The organism is Gilliamella sp. wkB112, from assembly GCF_001690685.1.
GTDB lineage: Bacteria > Pseudomonadota > Gammaproteobacteria > Enterobacterales > Orbaceae > Gilliamella > Gilliamella apicola_J.
The window spans coordinates 53,661-75,191 of the sequence record NZ_LZGL01000013.1; the positions used below are offsets into that span (position 1 = coordinate 53,661).

General features: G+C 33.4%; 19 protein-coding genes. 17 read left to right on the forward strand and 2 right to left on the reverse strand.

Annotated features, from left to right (window positions below; genetic code table 11):
* Positions 1 to 4: 4 nt before the first annotated feature.
* The 9 genes from rpoD (at position 5) to thrC (ending at position 11,534) form a co-directional block, all read left to right on the forward strand.
* Positions 5 to 1,852 carry an RNA polymerase sigma factor RpoD gene (rpoD, locus tag A9G12_RS05090; protein ID WP_065564792.1) on the forward strand — a complete coding sequence of 616 codons (1,848 nt, stop codon included), beginning with the start codon at positions 5 to 7 and terminating at the stop codon, positions 1,850 to 1,852.
* 65 nt (positions 1,853 to 1,917) lie between these two features.
* Positions 1,918 to 2,889 (forward strand): bile acid:sodium symporter family protein, encoded by a 972-nt coding sequence (locus A9G12_RS05095; protein WP_065564793.1) that lies wholly within the window; start codon positions 1,918 to 1,920, stop codon positions 2,887 to 2,889.
* Between the two features lie 68 nt (positions 2,890 to 2,957).
* Positions 2,958 to 4,472, forward strand: a complete 1,515-nt coding sequence (gene pitA / locus A9G12_RS05100; RefSeq protein WP_065564794.1) for an inorganic phosphate transporter PitA — start codon at positions 2,958 to 2,960, stop codon at positions 4,470 to 4,472.
* 65 nt (positions 4,473 to 4,537) lie between these two features.
* Positions 4,538 to 4,990, forward strand: coding sequence for a universal stress protein UspA (gene uspA / locus A9G12_RS05105; protein ID WP_065564795.1), 453 nt, complete (start codon positions 4,538 to 4,540; stop codon positions 4,988 to 4,990).
* A 179-nt stretch (positions 4,991 to 5,169) separates the two neighbouring features.
* Positions 5,170 to 5,925: an SDR family NAD(P)-dependent oxidoreductase gene (locus tag A9G12_RS05110; RefSeq protein ID WP_065564796.1), complete on the forward strand. Its 756-nt coding sequence runs from the start codon at positions 5,170 to 5,172 to the stop codon at positions 5,923 to 5,925.
* Positions 5,926 to 6,078: 153 nt separating this feature from the next.
* Positions 6,079 to 6,408 (forward strand): hypothetical protein, encoded by a 330-nt coding sequence (locus A9G12_RS05115; RefSeq protein WP_065564797.1) that lies wholly within the window; start codon positions 6,079 to 6,081, stop codon positions 6,406 to 6,408.
* Positions 6,409 to 6,758: 350 nt separating this feature from the next.
* Positions 6,759 to 9,215, forward strand: coding sequence for a bifunctional aspartate kinase/homoserine dehydrogenase I (gene thrA, locus A9G12_RS05120; protein ID WP_065564798.1), 2,457 nt, complete (start codon positions 6,759 to 6,761; stop codon positions 9,213 to 9,215).
* Complete coding sequence (gene thrB / locus A9G12_RS05125) at positions 9,216 to 10,154, forward strand: homoserine kinase (protein WP_065564799.1); 939 nt, start codon at positions 9,216 to 9,218, stop codon at positions 10,152 to 10,154.
* A gap of 90 nt (positions 10,155 to 10,244) precedes the next feature.
* On the forward strand, positions 10,245 to 11,534 hold the full coding sequence (thrC, locus tag A9G12_RS05130; RefSeq protein WP_065564800.1) for a threonine synthase: 1,290 nt from the start codon (positions 10,245 to 10,247) through the stop codon (positions 11,532 to 11,534).
* A 40-nt stretch (positions 11,535 to 11,574) separates the two neighbouring features.
* Here thrC and A9G12_RS05135 read toward each other — a convergent pair whose 3' ends face one another.
* The gene (locus A9G12_RS05135) at positions 11,575 to 11,991 is read right to left on the reverse strand and encodes a hypothetical protein (RefSeq protein WP_065564801.1); all 417 of its coding nucleotides are present in this window, start codon (positions 11,989 to 11,991) and stop codon (positions 11,575 to 11,577) included.
* Between the two features lie 174 nt (positions 11,992 to 12,165).
* Between A9G12_RS05135 and nrdR the strand changes: the two genes are divergently transcribed.
* The 4 genes from nrdR (at position 12,166) to A9G12_RS05155 (ending at position 15,953) form a co-directional block, all read left to right on the forward strand.
* On the forward strand, positions 12,166 to 12,618 hold the full coding sequence (gene nrdR / locus A9G12_RS05140) for a transcriptional regulator NrdR (protein WP_065564802.1): 453 nt from the start codon (positions 12,166 to 12,168) through the stop codon (positions 12,616 to 12,618).
* A gap of 14 nt (positions 12,619 to 12,632) precedes the next feature.
* Positions 12,633 to 13,739 (forward strand): bifunctional diaminohydroxyphosphoribosylaminopyrimidine deaminase/5-amino-6-(5-phosphoribosylamino)uracil reductase RibD, encoded by a 1,107-nt coding sequence (gene ribD / locus A9G12_RS05145; RefSeq protein WP_065564803.1) that lies wholly within the window; start codon positions 12,633 to 12,635, stop codon positions 13,737 to 13,739.
* A 419-nt stretch (positions 13,740 to 14,158) separates the two neighbouring features.
* Entirely contained in the window at positions 14,159 to 14,980 is an 822-nt protein-coding gene (locus A9G12_RS05150) for a DeoR/GlpR family DNA-binding transcription regulator (RefSeq protein ID WP_255306586.1), read from the forward strand.
* A gap of 1 nt (position 14,981) precedes the next feature.
* Complete coding sequence (locus A9G12_RS05155) at positions 14,982 to 15,953, forward strand: sugar kinase (protein ID WP_065564805.1); 972 nt, start codon at positions 14,982 to 14,984, stop codon at positions 15,951 to 15,953.
* Between the two features lie 221 nt (positions 15,954 to 16,174).
* Here the strand turns inward: A9G12_RS05155 and hemW are convergent, their stop codons facing one another.
* Positions 16,175 to 17,308 (reverse strand): radical SAM family heme chaperone HemW, encoded by a 1,134-nt coding sequence (gene hemW / locus A9G12_RS05160; protein ID WP_065564806.1) that lies wholly within the window; start codon positions 17,306 to 17,308, stop codon positions 16,175 to 16,177.
* A gap of 201 nt (positions 17,309 to 17,509) precedes the next feature.
* Here hemW and A9G12_RS05165 point away from each other — a divergent pair, with 201 nt between their 5' ends.
* The 4 genes from A9G12_RS05165 to pgl all read left to right on the forward strand — a co-directional run bounded on the left by A9G12_RS05165 (position 17,510) and on the right by pgl (position 21,219).
* On the forward strand, positions 17,510 to 18,382 hold the full coding sequence (locus A9G12_RS05165; protein WP_065564807.1) for a D-hexose-6-phosphate mutarotase: 873 nt from the start codon (positions 17,510 to 17,512) through the stop codon (positions 18,380 to 18,382).
* 177 nt (positions 18,383 to 18,559) lie between these two features.
* Entirely contained in the window at positions 18,560 to 18,844 is a 285-nt protein-coding gene (gene rplY / locus A9G12_RS05170) for a 50S ribosomal protein L25 (protein ID WP_065564808.1), read from the forward strand.
* Between the two features lie 198 nt (positions 18,845 to 19,042).
* Positions 19,043 to 20,503: a glucose-6-phosphate dehydrogenase gene (gene zwf, locus A9G12_RS05175; protein ID WP_065564809.1), complete on the forward strand. Its 1,461-nt coding sequence runs from the start codon at positions 19,043 to 19,045 to the stop codon at positions 20,501 to 20,503.
* Between the two features lie 14 nt (positions 20,504 to 20,517).
* Entirely contained in the window at positions 20,518 to 21,219 is a 702-nt protein-coding gene (gene pgl / locus A9G12_RS05180) for a 6-phosphogluconolactonase (protein WP_065564810.1), read from the forward strand.
* Positions 21,220 to 21,531 lie beyond the last annotated feature (312 nt).

The following is a 21,531-nucleotide window of genomic DNA, read 5'->3' on the forward strand; positions in this document are numbered from 1 at the left end:
TTTTATGGAGCAAAATTCTCAATCACAGCTAAAACTCCTAATCATTCGAGGTAAGGAGTTAGGATACTTGACTTATGCTGATGTCAATGATCATTTGCCTGAAGAGATTATTGATTCAGATCAAATTGAAGATATTATCCAAATGATCAATGATATGGGGATTCAGGTTCTTGAAGAAGCTCCTGATTCTGATGAATTATTACTTTCAGATAATGTCCCTGATGAAGAAGCCGTTGAAGCTGCAACGGCTTTAGTACTATCTAATGTGGAATCAGAAATAGGCAGAACAACTGACCCAGTGCGTATGTATATGCGTGAAATGGGTGCAGTAGAGTTACTGACGCGTGAAGGCGAAATTGATATAGCTAAACGTATTGAAGATGGTATTAATCAGGTGCAAACTTCAGTATCAGAATATCCTGAAGCAATTACTTATCTGTTAGAACAGTATAATTTAATTGAAACAGGCGAAGTTCGCTTATCTGATTTGATTACCGGATTTGTAGATCCAAATGCCGAAGAATCAACAGAAGATCTACCTGAAGACTTAGAAGATAGTGAAGAAGAAATTGATCTGGATGATGGCGAAGATGAAGATGAAGATGAAGATGAAGAAGGCGATTCTTCATCTGATGATGATGTCTCTATTGATCCAGAAGTGGCAAAAGCTAAATTTGCTGAATTAAAAGAACAACATGATAAAACCTCTGAGGCAATTAAAAAACACGGGCGTGCACATAAAAAAGCACAAAAAGAAATAGAAAATCTGTCTGAAATTTTTAAACAATTCCGTTTAGTGGGTAAACAGTTCGATATTCTTGTTAATAATATGAGAAGCATGATGGATCGCGTGCGATCACATGAACGTGTAATTATGAAGATCTGTGTCGAACGATGCAAAATGCCGAAAAAACAATTTATGGCGTATTTTACCGGTAATGAAACTAATATGAACTGGTATAAAAAAGCCTTAACTGCAAAGGGTGCATTTGCTGCTAATTTAAAAGAATTTGAAGAACCTATAATGGCTCAGATTGATCTTTTACAACAAATCGAAACAGAAACTAGCCTTTCTATCGAGCAAATCAAAGATATTAATAGAAGAATGTCTATTGGTGAAGCAAAAGCACGTCGAGCCAAAAAAGAGATGGTTGAGGCTAATTTACGTTTGGTTATCTCTATTGCTAAAAAATATACTAACCGTGGATTGCAGTTCTTAGACCTTATCCAAGAAGGTAATATTGGTTTGATGAAGGCGGTGGATAAATTTGAATATCGTCGTGGTTATAAATTTTCAACATATGCTACTTGGTGGATTAGACAAGCCATTACCCGTTCGATTGCTGACCAAGCAAGAACTATTCGTATACCGGTACATATGATTGAAACTATCAATAAATTAAACCGCATTTCGCGTCAAATGTTACAAGAAATTGGTCGTGAACCAACTCCGGAAGAATTATCAGAACGCATGCAGATGCCAGAAGATAAAATCCGTAAGGTATTAAAAATTGCCAAAGAACCAATATCAATGGAAACGCCTGTAGGTGATGATGAAGATTCACATTTAGGTGATTTTATTGAAGATACCGCATTAGAACAACCGTTAGATGCGGCAACCTCCGAAAGCTTACGTAGTGCAACCCGTGATATTTTATCAGGGTTAACCCCTCGTGAAGCAAAAGTTTTACGTATGCGTTTTGGTATAGATATGAATACTGATCATACTCTTGAGGAAGTTGGTAAACAATTCGATGTAACTCGTGAACGTATACGTCAGATCGAAGCTAAAGCACTACGCAAATTACGACATCCAAGTCGATCAGATGTACTTCGTAGCTTTTTAGAATAAACTATCACTCATTAATTATATCGCCACATTTGTGGCGATTTTTTTAATCAATTACGCTGATGCCGATGAATATATTGCAACGTATTAAGATCGATACATTTTTATTAATTTTAATTGGTGTTGTTATTACAGCAAGTTTATTTCCATGTAAAGGTCAGACCAAAGTGGTTTTTGATTACTTAACTACTTTTGCTATTGGTTTATTATTTTTTATGCATGGCGCTAAACTCTCGTTACAAGCGATTATCGTTGGTATTAAAAATTGGCGATTACACTTGATAATATTTTGTACCACTTTTGTTATCTTCCCAATTCTAGGGTTGGCAATGCATGTATTTGTACCTACTTTTTTATCACAAAATCTATATTTAGGATTTATCTATTTATGTGTTTTACCGGCGACAGTACAATCGGCTATTGCGTTTACTTCTATAGCTAAAGGTAATGTTGCAGCTGCTATTTGTAGTGCATCCGCATCAACTTTATTGGGAGTTTTTATTACTCCGCTTTTAGTTGGAATTTTAATGCATACACAAGCTGCGGGTTCAATGAATATGCTAGATGCAATAACTTCTATAATGTTTAAACTGATGTTACCTTTTATTATTGGTCATTTATCGAGACGTTTCATTGGTAAATGGGTTGATAAGTATAAAAGTCTAATCTCAAAAACTGACCGTATCTCAATTTTACTAGTAGTTTATGTCGCTTTTAGTGATGCTGTAGCCAATGGTATTTGGGCACAAATTAGCTTCCTCTCTCTTTTAGAAATTATCTTGTTTTCAATTTTATTATTAACTGTGGTATTAGTTATTACGACTTATAGTTCAAGATTACTTGGATTTAATAAAGAAGATGAAATAACAATTGTTTTTTGTGGTTCCAAAAAAAGTCTGGCTAGTGGTATTCCAATGGCTAGCGTGATCTTCCCCATTTCCATCATAGGAATAATGATTTTGCCTTTAATGATTTTCCATCAAATCCAATTAATGATTTGTGCCGTATTAGCGTCTCATTATGCTAAACGAAAAATGTAAAAATTGTTTTGCTCATTAATCTATTCTCAAGGATAATAGAGCCGCTATTAACAACAGAAAGATATATTATGTTTCATCTATTTGCTGATTTAGAATTTTCAACTATCGTATTATTAATTCTTGCTTTGCTTTTTGTCCTATTTTATGAAGCTATTAATGGTTTTCATGATACGGCTAATGCGGTAGCAACTGTTATTTATACTAGAGCATTAAAAGAACAACTTGCTGTTTTTATGGCGGGGATGTTTTACTTTCTAGGTGTATTGCTTGGTGGACTAAGCGTTGCTTATGCGATTGTGCATCTTTTACCAACGGATTTACTCCTTAATGTAAGTTCAATGCATGGGCTAGCGATGGTTTTTTCAATCTTATTAGCAGCCATAATTTGGAATTTAGGTACTTGGTATATAGGGATCCCCGCATCTAGCTCGCATACGTTGATTGGCTCAATTATTGGTGTGGCACTAGCTAATGCATTTATTATGGATACATCAATTATTGATGCTCTTAATATTTCTAAAATGATTCAGATTTTCTTGTCATTAATAATTTCACCTATTGTTGGATTGGTAATTGCAGGCTTGATGATTTTTTTACTACGAAAATATTGGACACGAAAAGGCCAAAGTAAAAAAAGTAGTAAGAAAAGAGAACGTATTTTTATGACACCAGAGCAACGAGAGAAATTATATGGTAAGAAAAAACCTCCATTTTGGATACGTATAATGTTAATTATCTCAGCAGCAGGTGTCAGTTTTTCACATGGTGCTAATGATGGTCAAAAAGGTATTGGCTTGTTAATGCTAGTATTAATGGGCATTGCACCCGCAGGCTTTATTGTGAATATGAGTGCATCAACTTATGAAATTACTAATACGCGCAATGCGATTCATAATATTGAAGAGTATTTTACTGTTCATAATGATGAACTTGATACGGTTATTGGTAAACAAACAACCGTAGATACAACAACTCCTGTGGGGGATTTAAATAAATATCATTGTGATTATTCGCGCTCCTTTATCACGTTAAGTATAGCGAATAGCTTGTTTAATAAAATCAAAGATTATGAATCACTAACTGTTGATCAGCGTTCACAAGCAAGGCGTATTTTACTTTGTTTATCTGATACCGTTGCTCATGTTGCTAAACAACCTAATGTTGCATCGCAAGATAAGCAATATCTAAAGTCACTAAATAATGATCTTCTAAAAACGGTTGAATATGCACCGATTTGGATTATTATCGCGGTTGCTTCTGCTTTGGCTGTTGGTACTATGATCGGTTGGCGTCGTGTTGCTATCACTATTGGTGAAAAAATAGGTAAAAAAGGCATGACTTATGCTCAAGGTGTTTCCGCCCAAATTACCACTGCGTTATCAATTGGTATTGCTAGCTTTACTGGAATGCCTGTATCAACTACACAGGTACTCTCATCCTCGGTTGCTGGAACAATGATTGTTGATGGTGGGGGAGTCCAGAGTAAAACTATAAAAAATATTGCGTTGACATGGGTTTTAACACTTCCTATTTCAATTTTGTTATCTGCGTCACTTTTTTGGCTTGCTCAAAAACTAATTTAGTAGTAAAAATATAGTATTAAATTTAAACTTAACCGGGACGTCTAAAGAGGAAGGAGAAAAGTATCATGGCTTATAAACATATATTAGTCGCAGTTGATTTATCACCTGAAAGTGAAGTTCTTGTCGAAAAAGCAGTTTCTATGGCAAGACCATATAATGCTCAAATATCATTGATTCACGTTGGTATTAATTATTCTGATCTTTATACCGGTTTGGTTGATATTAATATGAATGATATGAAAGATAGAATTACCGAAGATGCACATATTGCATTAAATAAACTTGCAGATGATGCTGGTTATCCTATTGCTCATACTCTTTCTGGTAATGGTGAATTTGGACAGGTTTTAATCGAAGCTATACAAGAATATGGCGCTGATTTGGTGGTTTGTGGTCACCATCAAGATTTCTGGAGTAAACTAATGTCTTCTGCTCGTCAACTTATTAATAATACTCATATTGATACACTAATTGTGCCATTAAAAGACGAAGAACCAGTAGAAGAAGCTGCCAAATGAAAGTTTAATCATCAACCCGCTTAATTAGCGGGTTTTTATATTTTTATCTATTACATCTGTAAAGATGTTTCAGGTCAGCTATACGTTTAAGTATGTTTTTATAAATGCTCTTTTCCTTACACTTCCAAGTACCGTAAAAATATACTAAAACCATAATTCAGAATATAAGGAGTTTTATTATGAATATTGCTTTAGTTACAGGTGCTTCATCTGGTTTTGGTCGAGCTATTTGTCGTAAACTCATTGCAGATGGCTATAAGGTCATTGGTGGAGGTCGCCGGCTAGACAAGTTACAACAATTAGCAGAGGAACTTGGTAACAATTTTTTCCCAATGCAATTAGATGTCACAAAAAAAGATGCTGTTGAATCAATCTTATTACAGCTACCTAAAGATTTTCAACCAATTGATATTTTAGTGAATAATGCAGGATTAGCTCTTGGTCAAGAACCTGCTTATCAAGCTAATTATAATGATTGGCAAACTATGATAGAAACCAATATTATTGGCTTAATACATTTAACTCACCAAATTTTACCTAGTATGGTTGAGCGAAATTTTGGTTATATTATTAATCTTGGTTCTGTTGCAGGGACTTATGCTTATAAAGGAGGTAATGTATATGGAGCCTCTAAAGCATTTGTAAAGCAATTTAGTGCTAATTTGCGTACGGATTTACTTGGAAAAAAAATAAGAGTAACAAATATTGAACCGGGTTTATGTGGTGGTACAGAATTTTCGAATGTCCGCTTTCATGGTAATGCTGAAAAAGCAGCAGATGTATATAAGGGTGTTGAATATATAACTCCTGAAGATATAGCTAATACAGTTTCATGGCTAGTTAATACCCCTACCCATTTCAATGTTAATTCATTAGAAATAATGCCTGTTGCGCAAGTTCCAGCTGGACTTGCTGTTTATAAGGAAACTAATTAAGAATGTGGAATATTATATCGGTATTGCATTAGCGATGCCGATATAATTATTTTGAACATAAAAAATTATGTTTGCTAAACAAAAATACACTTGCACTTAAAGTGATGGATTGCTATCCTTCTTGTTTGTGATTTTGGATTGAGGTTTATTGCAATGACATTTTCTGAAGTAACTAAAACCTTTGCATCTAGCTTGCCTGGTACTGATAGTTATGTAAAATTGCGTAAAGCAATGCGCACATTAATACAAAATGATCCTAAAAATGCTGCTGTGTATTTTTTGATCTTTGGTTTTGCACGCACCTATGTCATGTTATATGAAGATCAAGAAATATCACCGCAATTTGCCGAAGATAACCAAAAATTAATGTTATCTTATCTCAATGTTCTTGATGAAGCATTAAAGAAACAAGATGCGGAAAGCATCTATCAAGCATTGAATAAAGTAGTCAACGAATACGAAAATAGTAAAAAAGTTTTTTAAAATTGCAGCCTAACATGAAAATGTTGGGCTGTTTTGTTTAGAAGTGTATAAGTAAATTTAGGAACAATGATGAAATTAATTATGTTTATTATGGGCATTATTATTACCACTGGCACTATTATTCAATGTAGGGCGGGTTGATATTTTCCTAAAATATAAAAAACCCGCCACCAAAGGCGGGTTTTTTATTTGAAATGGATATGTTTAAAAATAACAATCAGTAAAGGGTATTAATAACTTATAAAGATTAAAAGCATATAATTTCTAATTCAATAATTATTGATAAAGTTTGGGTGAAGGTCACTAAAAAGACTAATGGCATTAATTAAGATAATAACAAAAGGTGTGATATGAAAGTTTTAAAATTTGGAGGAACATCTGTTGCCAACGCAGAACGTTTTTTGCGTGTTGCAGAGATTATTGAAAATAATGCAAAACAAGAGCAAACTGCTGCTGTTTTATCTGCTCCAGCAAAAATTACCAATCATTTAGTTGCCATGGTCGAAAAAACTGTTGCTGGGCAAGATATTCAAAGCAATATTTATGATGCTGAAAAAATATTTGCAGATTTGTTAGAAGGGATTTCCAAAGCGCAACCAAATTTTGCTTACGATCAGATGAAGCGTTTTGCTTTAAAAGAGTTAAATCATGTAAAGAAATTACTCGAAGGAATCCGTTTGCTAGGGCAATGTCCAGATAGTATTAATGCTTCAATTATCTGTCGCGGTGAAAAACTAAATATTGCTATTATGAATGAATTACTAAAGGCGAAAAAACATACTGTTACAGTTATAAATCCTGTAGCTATGTTACTTGCTCATGGTGATTATTTAGAATCAACAGTAAATATTGCCGAATCAACTCATCGTATTGATGAAATGCATATTCCATCTGAAGATATTGTCTTAATGCCTGGTTTTACGGCAGGCAATGAAAAAGGGGAACTAGTGGTGTTAGGACGTAATGGATCTGACTATTCAGCATCCGTTTTAGCAGCCTGTCTTCGAGCTAATTGTTGTGAAATATGGACTGATGTTGATGGAGTATATACTTGTGATCCACGTATTGTTCCTGATGCTAAATTGCTTAAAACTATGTCGTATCAAGAAGCTATGGAATTATCTTATTTTGGTGCTAAAGTCCTTCATCCTCGAACTATTTTACCTATTGCACAGTTTCAAATTCCTTGCTTAATCAAAAATACTAATAATCCGGATGCACCAGGAACATTAATCGGCGCCAATGTTATTGATTCAACTACCCCTGTAAAAGGTATAACTAATTTAAATAATATGGCAATGATTAATGTGTCTGGCCCTGGTTTGAAAGGCATGGTGGGTATGTCGGCACGTGTTTTTTCAGCCATGTCTTATGCTGGTATTTCGGTAGTACTTATTACTCAATCATCATCTGAATATAGTATAAGTTTCTGTGTGCCGCAAACAGAGCTGTACCGCGCAGAAGAAGCATTAAGTGATGAATTTTATTTAGAATTAAAAGATGGATTACTTGAACCAATTGAAGTAATTGAAAAATTAGCTATTATTTCTGTAGTTGGTGACGGTATGCGTACTTTACGTGGTTTATCGGCTAATTTCTTTACTGCACTTGCAAGAGCTAATATTAATATTGTTGCTATTGCCCAAGGTTCGTCAGAACGTTCCATATCGGTAGTAGTTGATAATGATGTTGCAGTAATGGGAGTGCGTGTCGCTCACCAAATGTTATTCGGAACAGATAAGATGTTAGATGTTTTTGTTATTGGTGTCGGGGGTGTGGGGGGAGCACTTATTGACCAAATAGAACGTCAACAAAAATGGCTTAAAAACAAACAGATTGATTTACATGTTTGTGGCTTATTTAACTCTAAACACAGTGTTATCAATCGAGATGGTATCGATTTATCTCATTGGCGTGAACAAATTAAACAAAGTGAAACGCCTTATTCACTAGATGCTATTATTGAATTTGCTAAAAATAATCGACTTCTTAATCCAATTTTAGTTGATTGTACATCTAGTAGCGAAGTTTCTGATAAATATGCTGATTTTTTAGCTAATGGGTTCCATGTAGTTACACCAAATAAGAAAGCGAATACCAGTTCTATGGCATATTATTTACGTTTACGTCAGGAAGCAGCAAAAAGTAAGCGTAAGTTCCAATATGATACTAATGTTGGTGCCGGTCTTCCAGTTATCGAAAATCTGCAAAATTTACTTAATGCTGGTGACGAACTTATTAAGTTCTCAGGAATTTTATCTGGTTCTCTTTCTTTTATTTTTGGCAAGCTTGATGAAGGCATGTCATTATCAGAAGCGACTAAACTTGCGAAAGAAAAAGGTTTTACTGAGCCAGATCCTCGTGATGATTTATCAGGTACAGATGTAGCTAGAAAACTGTTGATTTTAGCTCGTGAAGCTGGATTACAATTAGAACTTGATCAAATAAAAATAGAGTCAGTATTACCGGCACAATACTCACAAGGTAGTGTTGAGGAATTCATGGCTAAATTGCCACAATTAGATAGTGCTTTCAAAGCGAAATCAGAACAAGCTGCAAAATCAGGTAAAGTGTTACGGTATGTTGGTAGTATTGAAAATAATCAATGTAGTGTAAAAATTGAAATGGTTGACAGCGAAGATCCGCTTTATAAAGTTAAAAATGGTGAAAATGCTTTAGCTTTTTATACCCGTTATTATCAACCGATCCCTTTGGTTTTACGAGGCTATGGTGCAGGTAATGAAGTGACAGCAGCTGGTGTTTTTGCTGATATTTTACGTACTACTTCAGGTAAGATTGGGGGTTAAATGAATCAAAAATCTTTAACTGTTTATGCACCAGCTTCAATGGCTAATATAAGTGTCGGTTTTGATATTTTAGGTGCAGCCATTCATCCGATTAGCGGTGTGATGTTAGGTGATTGTATTACGGTGGAATCATCTGCAAAATTTAATCTTACTAGCAAAGGTCAATTTGTAAAAAAATTACCTCGCGATCCTAAATACAATATTGTTTATCAATGTTGGCAGCGTTTTTGCCAAGCAATAGGTAAAACACTTCCGGTAAATATCACACTTGAAAAAAATATGCCAATTGGTTCTGGTTTAGGTTCAAGTGCTTGTTCTGTGGTTGGTGCATTTGTAGCTTTAAATGAGTTTTTTGATAGACCGTTCAATGAGTTTCAAATGCTTTCCATGATGGGAGAGCTTGAAGGCCGTATTTCTGGTAGTGTTCATTATGATAATGTTGCGCCTTGTTATTTAGGGGGGATGCAATTAATTCTTGATGAAATGGGCGTAATTAGTCAATCAATACCTCATTTTGAAGATTGGTATTGGGTAATGGCTTACCCTGGTATTAAAGTTTCAACTGCAGAAGCACGAGCTATTTTACCAGCTCAATACCAAAAAGCAGATTGTGTTGCGCATGGTCGATATGTGGGTGGTTTTCTTCATGCTTGTTATACCAAACAACCAAAATTAGCAGCAACTATGCTGTGCGATAATATTGCAGAACCTTATCGTAAACAATTATTACCTAATTTTGATGAAACTCAAAAGCGAGTGAAACAACTTGGCGCTTTGGCTTCGGGGATTTCAGGATCTGGACCAACAATGTTTGTAATTGCAGATAAATTAGAAACAGCACAACAAATTGAAGCACTGCTCAAAAGTTATTATTTACAAAATGAAGATGGTTTTACTCATATTTGTAAAATAGATACTCAAGGAGCAAGAGTTATTTGAGTTTAATTTGATATATGGGAATGTTGGATTAATTTCAACTTTTAATAACAACTGTAAGCAGTTTATACCTAAAGATTATTGGAATATATTATGAAATTGTACAATTTGAAAGATCATTCAGAGCAGGTTAATTTTGCTCAAGCTGTACAGCAAGGACTTGGAAAAGGACAGGGTTTATTTTTTCCACAAGATTTACCTAAATTTGCTGCTGATGAAATACAATCACTATTAAAACTAGATTTTATAACCAGAAGTGCCAAAATTTTATCGGCTTTTGTTGGTGATGAAATAAGTGCAGAAGATATGTTTCGGTTGGTTCAAAATGCTTTTCAATTTCCGGCACCAGTTAAATCAGTAGCATCGGATATTGGTTCACTTGAGTTGTTTCATGGCCCTACACTTGCGTTTAAAGATTTTGGTGGACGATTTATGGCACAAGCTTTAGTGCAAGTAGCGGCGGATAAAAAAATCACTATTCTTACTGCTACATCAGGTGATACAGGTGCCGCCGTTGCACATGCATTTTATCATTTGCCTAATATTCGGGTAGTCATTTTATATCCCGAAGGAAAAATTAGTCCTTTACAAGAAAAGCTATTTTGTACACTTGGTGACAATATCCACACTATTGCCATTCAAAGTGACTTTGATGCTTGCCAATCATTGGTCAAAAAAGCTTTTGATGATGAGGAGTTAAAAACAACAATTGGTTTAAATTCAGCAAATTCGATTAATATTAGCCGTTTGCTTGCGCAAATATGTTATTACTTTGAAGCTTTTGCTCAGTTAACACCTAAACAGCGTGAACAATTAGTTATTTCTGTTCCAAGTGGTAATTTTGGTGATCTTACGGCTGGTTTACTGGCTAAAACTATGGGTTTACCTATTAAGCGCTTTATTGCTGCAACTAATGCAAATGATACAGTCCCTCGATATTTAGAAACAGGTAAGTGGGAACCTCATGCCACTGTAGCCACTCTATCTAATGCAATGGATGTAAGTCAGCCGAATAACTGGCCTCGTATTGAAGAAATCTATAAAAGAGAAGGTTGGGCATTGAAATCATTAGGATATGCGGCAGTATCGGATGAGGTATCTAAACAATCTGTACGAGAACTTGATCAAAAGGGATATTTATCTGAACCACATGGTGCTATTGCTTACCGAGCTTTACGAGATCAGCTACAAGAAGGCGAATACGGTCTATTTTTAGGAACTGCTCATCCAGCAAAATTTAAGGAAGTTGTAGAAGATATTTTAGGCAAATCAATTTCGCTACCAACAGCATTGGCAGAGAGAAAAGATATGACATTACTCTCACATTATATGCCTGATAACTTCGCCAAGTTGAGGAATTTCTTAATTAATTTAGATTGGTAAATATTTTTTCGTCGTCAATTTTGACGACGAAATATTTAAATTAGTGAGAACTAAATAGATTTAAATTATCTAATTTATCGGTTAATTTCCCTATATCGACAGAATCTTCTGCGTCATCAATTTTTACATTGTCTATGACAAAGCTAACGACTTTACTCCGATAGTTTAAATAAGACATTGAAAAACCATATACATCATTATTATTTTGTATGGAAAAGAATTTCGGCTCAGTAAATTTTTTTGCTTTTGCCTCTGCTGGTGAATAACAACCAATTATCCACATTCCCTCATATTGGAAATGTCCACATTTAGCTATGTGTTCTTCCGTTTCCCCAAGATCGCGTTTGGCATAAAAATCAACTAAAAAATTTTCTGCTTTTTGTACATATTTGGGAACTTCTTGAGCAACGGTAATAAAAGGTAATAATGTGGTTAATAATATAAACTTTTTGAGCATCCTTTAAATTCCTTTTAAATTTTGCAATTGATGATAAATATTTTATTACATATCTATGTCCATTTTTTTATATATGGATGAACATAAAAATAAATATTGCTTATAGTAAGATATTGTTTAAATCAATAATTTCGGCTATTGTAATATAAATTATATCATTATAGGGATATCCTTATGCACTGTCCATTTTGTAATGCTGATGATACTAAAGTCATTGATTCTCGTCTTGTAGGGGAAGGATTCCAAGTTCGTCGTAGACGTCAATGTGTTGAATGTAGTGAACGTTTTACTACTTTTGAAGTTGCAGAATTAATTATGCCAAATGTTATTAAAAGTAATAAAGTGCGTGAACCATTTAATGAAGATAAACTGCGTAGTGGTATGCAGCGAGCATTAGAAAAACGTCCTGTCAGTTTTGACGCTATTGAAGATTCTATCACTCGCATAAAATCAAAACTTAGAGCCACTGGTGAACGAGAAGTCCCAACTAAATTAATCGGTGATTATGTAATAGAAGAACTTAAAAGTCTTGATAAAGTTGCCTATATTCGTTTCGCTTCAGTGTATTTTAGTTTTGACGATATTGAACAATTTAGTAATGAAATTGCTAAGTTACAACAAAAATAATCAATTATATATTTATGATAAGTGATAAAGACCAATTTTATATGCAGCAAGCTATTGAGCTCGCTAAGCTGGGTCGTTTTACAACAACACCAAATCCTAATGTTGGTTGTGTAATTGTTAAAGATAATAGAATTATTGGTGAAGGCTATCATCAAAAAGCTGGGGAACCACATGCAGAAGTTTATGCATTGAAAATGGCTGGTAATAATGCAATCGGCAGTACTGCTTATGTGACTTTAGAACCTTGTAGTCATTTTGGTCGAACACCACCTTGTGTAGATGCTCTAATTAAATCAGGTATTAAACGTGTTGTTATTGCTATGCAAGATCCCAATCCGCAAGTAGCTGGCAATGGGATTAAACGATTAAGTGATGCTGGCGTAGAGGTTTGTGTTGGAATTTTAAAAGATCAGGCTGAATCACTCAATAAAGGTTTTTTGAAACGAATGCGTACTGGTTTACCATATGTGCAACTTAAATTGGCAACTTCACTTGATGGCAAAATTGCGATGGCATCAGGCGAAAGTAAATGGATTACTTCTAGCAAAGCCAGAGAAGATGTACAACAGTTTCGTGCTCAAGCCAGTTGTATATTAAGTACCCGTAAAACAGTACAAACAGATAATGCAAGTTTAACAGTTAGACGTCACCAATTACCCGATGACACACAGAAAATCTATCCTACGGAAAAGATTAGGCAACCAATTAGAGTGATTATTGATAGTAAACATCAATTAACTGGCGATGAAAATATTTTTAAACAAACAGGCGAAACATGGGTTGTAAGAAAGCAAAATACTCCAATTAATTTACCAAATACCAGTTTAATAGTTGAATCATCAACCAACAATAATATTGACCTAACTAATTTGTTAAAAATATTGGCTAAAAAGCAAATGAATTCTGTTTGGGTTGAGGCGGGTTCTCAGTTTGCAGGGGTATTAATTGCACAAGATTTAATCGATGAATTAGTTATTTATTATGCACCTAAACTACTTGGGCATAATGCATTAGATATGTGTGTACTTCCTAACTTACATGCACTCTCATTAGCACCACATTTTAGATTTGAATCGACTAAAATGATTGGTGAAGATCTGCGAGTTATTTTAAAAAGATAATTTTGCAAAATAAGTCATAAACTATTTTTCAATAAAAATATTATCAATATGGTGAAATAAATCTGATAGTGTTTGGCTATTTAAATTTGAATATTGCTAGTAATGAATTTTCTGTGATAACAATTTTTTACTTGAAAGTAATTTTGATAAATTATTCTTTCAAAACGAAAGATATGTTACTGTCAATAACGTGACATAGATCACAATTATTGACTTTATTTTTCCTAAAAAATAAATTTATTTGCTAAAGTTTTGTTTTAAAGGTTAACTGTGTATCTGATATATTAGGATGTCTGATAAGTATTTTTACTATTCATAAGGTTAAATCTGAGTGGTGATATTATGGTAATGGCATGGATGTTAAATTATTACCATTGTTAATATTTATCTAATTATATAGGAAATAAAAATTGGCTAGAGTGTCTTCAGCACTGTTAAAGCGTCGATTAGACATTGCGGAATTGGTACGCAAACATGGAGAAGTAAAAGTAGATGAATTATCTGAAAAGCTTCGAGTTTCCAATGTAACTATTCGTCAAGATTTAACATATTTAGAGCAACAAGGTTATTTAAAACGTTCTTTTGGTGGGGCTATTTATATTGCTCCTGAAGGTTCAACTAAAAGTAGTACCACAATAATCTCTCCAAATTATACAAGTAGTTTTAGTGATAGTCATGATATTGGTTTAGTAGTAAATTGTCTTAATTATATTAATGATGGTGATACAATTTTTTTAAGCCATGGCAATTTGATCCGCAAACTTATTCCATTTCTGCATAATAAAAAATCATTAAGATTGATCATGAATGATATTTATAATGCTCAGTTGGTTAAAGAATTTTCGGATGCGGAAGTAATCCTTATTGGTGGTGTATTACTTGAAGGTAATGTTTTACAAAATCACAAGGTTATTAATTTTATTTCGAATCAATTTACCATATCTCATTTTATAGTTGAATTGGCTGCAATTAATAATGATAACCAACTAACAATTGATAATATTGAACAACAAAAAACCTATCAACATGTTTTAAAAAATGCTAAACATATAATTGGAGTTTTACCTCAAAGAAATATATTTAATGATAATCATAGCATTGGCAAACTAAAGAATGTAGATGTTGTAATATTGTCAAGACCAGCAGTTACTGAATATCATCAACAATTATTAGACTCTAATTTTCTGCAATCTGATATAAATAGATACTGTGTCACTTATCACAATGGATTGGAGATATAATATGACTTTCAAGATTTGTGCTATCGGTGAGTTAATTGTTGAATTTTTAGCTAAAGAACAAAATCAGCGATTTGATCAAACCGGAAAATTTATCGGTCCTTTTCCTGGAGGATCTCCAGCCGTTTTTGCCGATCAAGTGGCGAAATTGGGTTTTTCAGTCATTTTTTTTAGTTGTGTTGGCAAAGATCTATTTGGGCGGATGTGCATTAATCGACTTAAGAAAGATGGAGTTATAATCGATGGTATAACTTCACATAGTAAGGCTAACACAGGTAGTGCTTTTGTTTCTTATAAAAATAGTAGTGAGAGAGATTTCATTTTTAATATTCCAAATAGTGCTTGTGGTTTATTATCATTTAATCATATTAATGAAAATTTATTACAAGATTGTAACCACTTACACGTCATGGGTTCATCACTTTATTCATTTCGTGCAATTGATGCAATGCGTAAAGCATTAGATATTATTAAAAGTAAAGGAGGAACAATCTCTTTCGATCCTAATTTACGTAAAGAAATGTTTGATATTCAAGAGATGGAACAATCGTTTGATTATATCATGGAGTATACTGATATTTTTTTACCAAGTGAGAATGAAGTAAGTTATTTTGCTCATAGCATAGGTGAAAGTGAACAGCAAACAATGCAAACCTTATTAAAAAAAGGTATCAAGCATATTGTAGTAAAAAAAGGTGCCAATGGTGCTAGCTATTATGGACTTAATGAACAAAATAAATTTACAATGATACATGTTGATGGATTAAAAATGCACTCTGTAGATCCTACAGGTGCTGGGGATTGTTTTGATGCAACATTTGTGAGTTTAATGTTAGCGGGTTATCCAGTTAAGGATGCATTAATATATGCTAATGCTAGTGGTGCTCTAGCTGTATCAAAGAAAGGTTCAATGGAAGGGGCCTCTACGTTAATTGAGTTAGAAAAAGTCCTCTCACGATCCGCCTGTCACATTTAAAAAATGTATATAAAAAAATCCCAATAACAGTGTTATTGGGAAAGCATAAGGAATAGGAAAACAATGAAATAAATACATTGTGAAATATAGTATGCTCTATTTTGTAATTTATGTATGTAAGGGTATACCAATAATTGCTTAAATAGTTTGTATCTAATATGTTAAACAATCGTAAAGGATAACCCGATTAAATAAAACTTTAATTTAATCAATATGTTATATTATAAGAAAATTTCTAACAAAGAATTTAGAAATAGTTTTCCATGTTCTGTTATTTGCCAATTATGCAAATCTTCAGTTATATAATTTTTTTCCATGGCTTGATCTATTTGCTTATTGATGGTTTGTAAAGGTAAAAACGTTCTTTCTTCAAATTCAAGTTTGGGGCAAGGTTCAAATAATCTAAAACGGTTCATGAAAAATTCAAATGCAAGCTCATTGCTGGTCACAATAAAAGAATTATCCAAATAACGGCCATCTAAATATCCTTTAGGGTGACGAGTTTTAACCGTACGTATAATTTTTCCATCAGGTTGTGTTAGTTTGCCATGAGCACCACAGCCTATCCCTAAATAATCACCAAATCGCCAATAATTTAAATTATGTTGGCATTGATAATTAGATTTGGCATAAGCAGACGTTTCGTATTGCTGATAACCATTATTAGTTAATAGTTGATGTCCTTGTTGGTAAATGTCCCAGAGTTTATCATCATCTGGTAGAACAGGAGGTTTAGAACCAAATAAAGTATTCGGTTCAATGGTTAATTGATACCAAGACAAATGTGGCGGATTAATAGTGATTGCTTGCTTTAAATCATACAAAGCATCATTTAAACCCTGATTTGGTAAACCATGCATCAAATCTAAATTAAAACTTCGCAAGTTTAAATTATGTGCAATTACGGCCGCATCGATAGCTTCTTGCGGATTATGAATTCTTCCTAAACTCAAGAGTTTATTTGCTTGAAAACTTTGTACTCCCAAAGATATTCGATTAATACCTGCTTGTTGATATCCATTAAATCTTTCAGCATCAACTGAATTTGGATTCGCTTCAATTGTGATTTCAGCATTTTTTTCAATCGATATAATATTGTTAATACTAGATAATAAATGATCAATATGTTCAGCAGAAAAAAGACTAGGAGTGCCGCCCCCAATAAAAATAGAGTGTATCGAGCGGTCAAGGCAAAATATAGAATCATTTTGTAAGTCTTTGATTAAATGATTGATATAGTTATCATAGTCTGGCGTTTGTTTTACAGTGTGTGAATTAAAATCACAATAAGGACATTTTTGTACACACCAAGGCATATGAATATACAAACTTACTGGGATTTTATACTGAAACATGTGCCTTTCCTGAAACTTTTGCTAAGAGAGCGGATTAATTGATTCGCTATTAAAGATAACTTACTATTTTATCTTAATTAATAAAAAAAATCTCTTTTACACGCATTACCATTGTTACAATTAATATAAAGAGAGTAAAATCAGCTCAATATTAAATCTATTATTTTATAATTTTTTGAAATTTATTAGTGAGGAAAAGGTATGAGTATAGTAAAAGAAATATTAGAGAGTAGTGCGTCAGGAAAATCATTAAGTCCATCAGTTAAACAAGCTCAATTTGGTGAATTGCCGATCTTAACCGTTACTCACAAAACCTGTTCGGCAGCAGTAGCACTTCAAGGCGCTCATCTTTTATTTTGGCAACCAGTGACAGAATCAACGCCTGTTATTTGGTTAAGTAAAAATACTTTTTTCAAAAAAGGGAAGGCAATTCGTGGTGGTGTACCCGTATGTTGGCCTTGGTTTGGTAAATTAGGCGATCCTATGCATGGTTTTGCTCGTCTTGTCGAGTGGACATTAGAATCATGTAAAGAAGACGACAATGGCGTTGATTTAGTTTTATCATTAACTAATAATCAACAAACGGACTCATTTTTCACAAAACCATTTAATGTTTGTCTTACAATTCATATTGGAAAAATTTGCCAAGTAACATTAAGTTGTAGAGGTGATTTTGAGGCAACCAGTGCATTACATTCTTATTTCGGGATTAATAATATTAATAATGTTGTCGTAAAAGGTCTTGGTGAAACATATCAAGAACGTTTGGTTGTTGAAAATAAACCTTCAGTTGTAGGAGAACTGATTTTTAATCAAGAAGTTGATCGTATCTATACTAATGCCAATCATATAATTACTATTACTGATGGTCATCGAACAATCCAACTAACAAATACTAATGCAAGTGATGTAGTCACTTGGAATCCATGGATAGAGAAGGCTAAGTCGATGGTAGATTTTGCTGATGAAGAATATAAATCCATGGTTTGTGTTGAAACTAGTTGTATTAATAAAATATTAAAATTGTCGCCAACCAATCCAACAACGTTTGGATTTAAAATCGAAATTATTTAATATTAGCTACAATATAGCTATGTATTTAGTTTATATATTAATAGAAACTGATTATTTGATTGCGTTTACAAAGAGATGGCTTTATAATCGCTCACGCTTTTTTAAAGCACCAATTTGATAGCCAACTACTGGGTCGCCTGTAATTGGTTTTTATTAAAAAAACTAAGAGAAATAAACATGTTTACATTAAAAGCAGAAGTTAGAAAAGAGCATGGTAAGGGTGCGAGCCGCCGCCTGCGTAACGCTGGTCAATTCCCAGCCATTATTTATGGTGGAAATGAACCTGCAATCTCAGTGATCTTTGATCACAATCAAATTTTTAATATGCAAGAAAAACCGGAGTTTTACTCTGAGGTGTTAACTGTTGAAATTGACGGTAAAGCGGTTAAAGTCAAAGTACAAGCAGTACAACGCCATCCATTTAAACCAAAATTAGTTCATATGGACTTTATTCGCGTTTAATTTTTTATTTCATTGGAGTCATTTCCAATGAATATACTAGTTAAAAAGGTCACCTAAATAGGTGACCTTTTGTTTTTCTACTTGAAAGTAATTATAAATTAAGGCTGATGCCTATTATTATGATTTATATAATTAACTGGATCTACTCTTACGATCTAACATAATAAATATTATTTAATACCATTTTGGGAGAAAAGAATGCCTGATATTCTAGCTTGTGATTTAGTTATATTTGGGGCCAAAGGGGATTTGACTAGACGTAAATTATTACCATCTTTATATCAATTAGAAAAATGTGGGAAATTACCTGATAAAACAAAAATTTTAGGTGTAGGTCGTGCTGATTGGGATCATGCTGCTTATGCTGAAATAGCAAAAGATGCACTTGTTACATTTATGTCGGAACCATTAGATAATGAAATTTGGAAAAAATTTAGTCAACGACTTAATTTTCACAAATTAGATGTCAATGAAACATCTGCTTTTGAAGGTTTAAAGCAAAAGCTTGATAAAAATTATCCCGCAATTTTCTATTTTGCTATGCATCCAGGAGCTTTTGGTACTATTTGTCAAGGCTTAGCCGAAGCAGGATTAAATCAAGCAAAAAATCGCATAGTTATGGAAAAACCACTTGGTACAGATTTACAATCATCGCGTGAAATTAACAATTCAGTTGCTAAATTTTTTGATGAGTCTCAGGTTTATCGGATTGATCATTATTTAGGTAAGGAATCAGTTTTAAACTTATTAGCATTACGTTTTGCCAACACGTTTTTTGCATCATTTTGGGATCGTAATTCTATTGATCATGTTGAAATTACCGTGGCAGAACAAGTTGGTATTGAAGGTCGTTGGGGATATTTTGATAAAGCTGGACAAATGCGAGATATGGTACAAAATCACTTGTTACAAATTTTGACTATGATTGCTATGTCTCCTCCCGCTAATCTTGAAGATGATAGTCTACGTAATGAAAAGATAGCAGTACTTAATGCGCTTAGACCAATTGATAAAAGTAATGTTCGGGAGAAAGTTGTTCGTGGCCAATATACTGCTGGTTTTGTTAATGGTATTAATGTTCCCGGTTATTTAGAAGAAGACGGTTCAAACAAAGAAAGTAATACGGAAACTTTTGTTGCAATTAGAGTTGATATTGATAATTGGCGTTGGGCTGGTGTACCATTTTACTTACGCACAGGAAAACGGTTACCAGCTAAATGCTCAGAAGTGGTGGTTTATTTTAAATCATTACCACTTAATCTATTTAATGACTCTTATCCGCAATTACCACAGAATAAATTAACTATTCGTTTACAACCAGAAGATGGTATGGATATCGAAATTTTAAATAAAGTACCAGGATTAGATAGTACTCATAACTTACAAACAACTAAGCTTGATTTAAGCTATAGTGAAACTTTTCATCAACATAGTGCAGATGCATATGAACGTTTATTACTTGAGGTAATGCGTGGGCGCCAAGCATTATTTGTGCATCGTGACGAAGTTGAAGCTGCATGGCAGTGGGTTGATTCAATTATTCATGCATGGGATGCAGATAATGAACCAGCCAAAACTTATCAAGCCGGTACTTGGGGGCCAGTCGCTTCAGTAGCTTTAATAACTAAAGATGGGTATTCGTGGCACGAATTTGAATAATGAGGAGTCTAAACATGTTTACATTAAAGAAATTTACAAATAGTCAATTATTGATAGAAGATTTAGTTGCAAATATAGTTCGAGATCTAAAACATGCAATTAGTCAAAAAGGGCATGCCTCTATAGCTGTTTCTGGTGGTAAAACACCGATTCCTTTATTTATACTTCTTAGCCAACAAGATATAGAGTGGAATAACATTTATGTGACCTTAGTAGATGATAGGTGGGTTGATGATACAAATGATGCTAGTAATGAAAAACTTGTTATGACTTATTTATTACAAAATAAGGCGAAATTTGCAAATTTTGTTGGTCTAAAAAATAGTTGTGATAATCCGTTTGATGGTGCCGAAATCACTGATAAAATATTAGCCACCAAAATTCCACTACCACTCGATGTACTCATTTTAGGAATGGGTGATGATGGGCATACCGCATCACTTTTTCCCGGTGCAGCTAATTTGATGGCAGGTTTGGATATGAATTCTGGACGAAAAGTTATTGGAATGAAGCCATTAACTGCTCCACTTGATCGTATTACATTAACATTACCAACCATTTTAGACAGTAAAAATATCTATTTACATTTAATGGGACAAACTAAAATGGATGTGTTAGAGCAAGCAGAAAAAGGTAATAATGTTAATGAAATGCCAATTCGTGCCATCATACACCAAGATAAAGTTAATGTGATAGGATTTTGGTCTGTTGATTAATATTTGTATTGGATTTTGCTGGCATGTGCCAGCAAAATTTTTTTGATAAACACTACAACTTTCTTAACTATCTTATTTTCAATTATAATTCTCAATTTGCCTTCATGCTTATTTTCTAATCCAATAAATTTTTAATTATTATAATTTCCGCCTTCCAAAAGTAGCTCATAGTATAACTTTAATATTTTATAAATAAATTAATCAAAAACCTATTATTTTTTTTACTTTTGTGGTAAAAAGTGGGAATAAGTGGTGAAAATATCTGCTTTTTTTAATTTATTGATTTTTATTAATTAAAAAATAATAAAATTT

What these genes read in the sequence shown, in the direction of transcription:
- thrC (WP_065564800.1), top strand. Translation starts at nt 10,245, where the DNA reads ATGAAATTGTACAATTTGAAAGATCATTCAGAGCAGGTTAATTTTGCT.
- pitA (WP_065564794.1), top strand. Translation starts at nt 2,958, where the DNA reads ATGTTTCATCTATTTGCTGATTTAGAATTTTCAACTATCGTATTATTA.
- thrB (WP_065564799.1), top strand. Translation starts at nt 9,216, where the DNA reads ATGAATCAAAAATCTTTAACTGTTTATGCACCAGCTTCAATGGCTAAT.
- A9G12_RS05095 (WP_065564793.1), top strand. Translation starts at nt 1,918, where the DNA reads ATGAATATATTGCAACGTATTAAGATCGATACATTTTTATTAATTTTA.
- A9G12_RS05110 (WP_065564796.1), top strand. Translation starts at nt 5,170, where the DNA reads ATGAATATTGCTTTAGTTACAGGTGCTTCATCTGGTTTTGGTCGAGCT.
- A9G12_RS05135 (WP_065564801.1), bottom strand. Translation starts at nt 11,991, where the DNA reads ATGCTCAAAAAGTTTATATTATTAACCACATTATTACCTTTTATTACC.
- nrdR (WP_065564802.1), top strand. Translation starts at nt 12,166, where the DNA reads ATGCACTGTCCATTTTGTAATGCTGATGATACTAAAGTCATTGATTCT.
- pgl (WP_065564810.1), top strand. Translation starts at nt 20,518, where the DNA reads ATGTTTACATTAAAGAAATTTACAAATAGTCAATTATTGATAGAAGAT.
- hemW (WP_065564806.1), bottom strand. Translation starts at nt 17,308, where the DNA reads ATGTTTCAGTATAAAATCCCAGTAAGTTTGTATATTCATATGCCTTGG.
- rpoD (WP_065564792.1), top strand. Translation starts at nt 5, where the DNA reads ATGGAGCAAAATTCTCAATCACAGCTAAAACTCCTAATCATTCGAGGT.
- A9G12_RS05155 (WP_065564805.1), top strand. Translation starts at nt 14,982, where the DNA reads ATGACTTTCAAGATTTGTGCTATCGGTGAGTTAATTGTTGAATTTTTA.
- ribD (WP_065564803.1), top strand. Translation starts at nt 12,633, where the DNA reads ATGATAAGTGATAAAGACCAATTTTATATGCAGCAAGCTATTGAGCTC.
- rplY (WP_065564808.1), top strand. Translation starts at nt 18,560, where the DNA reads ATGTTTACATTAAAAGCAGAAGTTAGAAAAGAGCATGGTAAGGGTGCG.
- A9G12_RS05115 (WP_065564797.1), top strand. Translation starts at nt 6,079, where the DNA reads ATGACATTTTCTGAAGTAACTAAAACCTTTGCATCTAGCTTGCCTGGT.
- A9G12_RS05165 (WP_065564807.1), top strand. Translation starts at nt 17,510, where the DNA reads ATGAGTATAGTAAAAGAAATATTAGAGAGTAGTGCGTCAGGAAAATCA.
- zwf (WP_065564809.1), top strand. Translation starts at nt 19,043, where the DNA reads ATGCCTGATATTCTAGCTTGTGATTTAGTTATATTTGGGGCCAAAGGG.
- thrA (WP_065564798.1), top strand. Translation starts at nt 6,759, where the DNA reads ATGAAAGTTTTAAAATTTGGAGGAACATCTGTTGCCAACGCAGAACGT.
- uspA (WP_065564795.1), top strand. Translation starts at nt 4,538, where the DNA reads ATGGCTTATAAACATATATTAGTCGCAGTTGATTTATCACCTGAAAGT.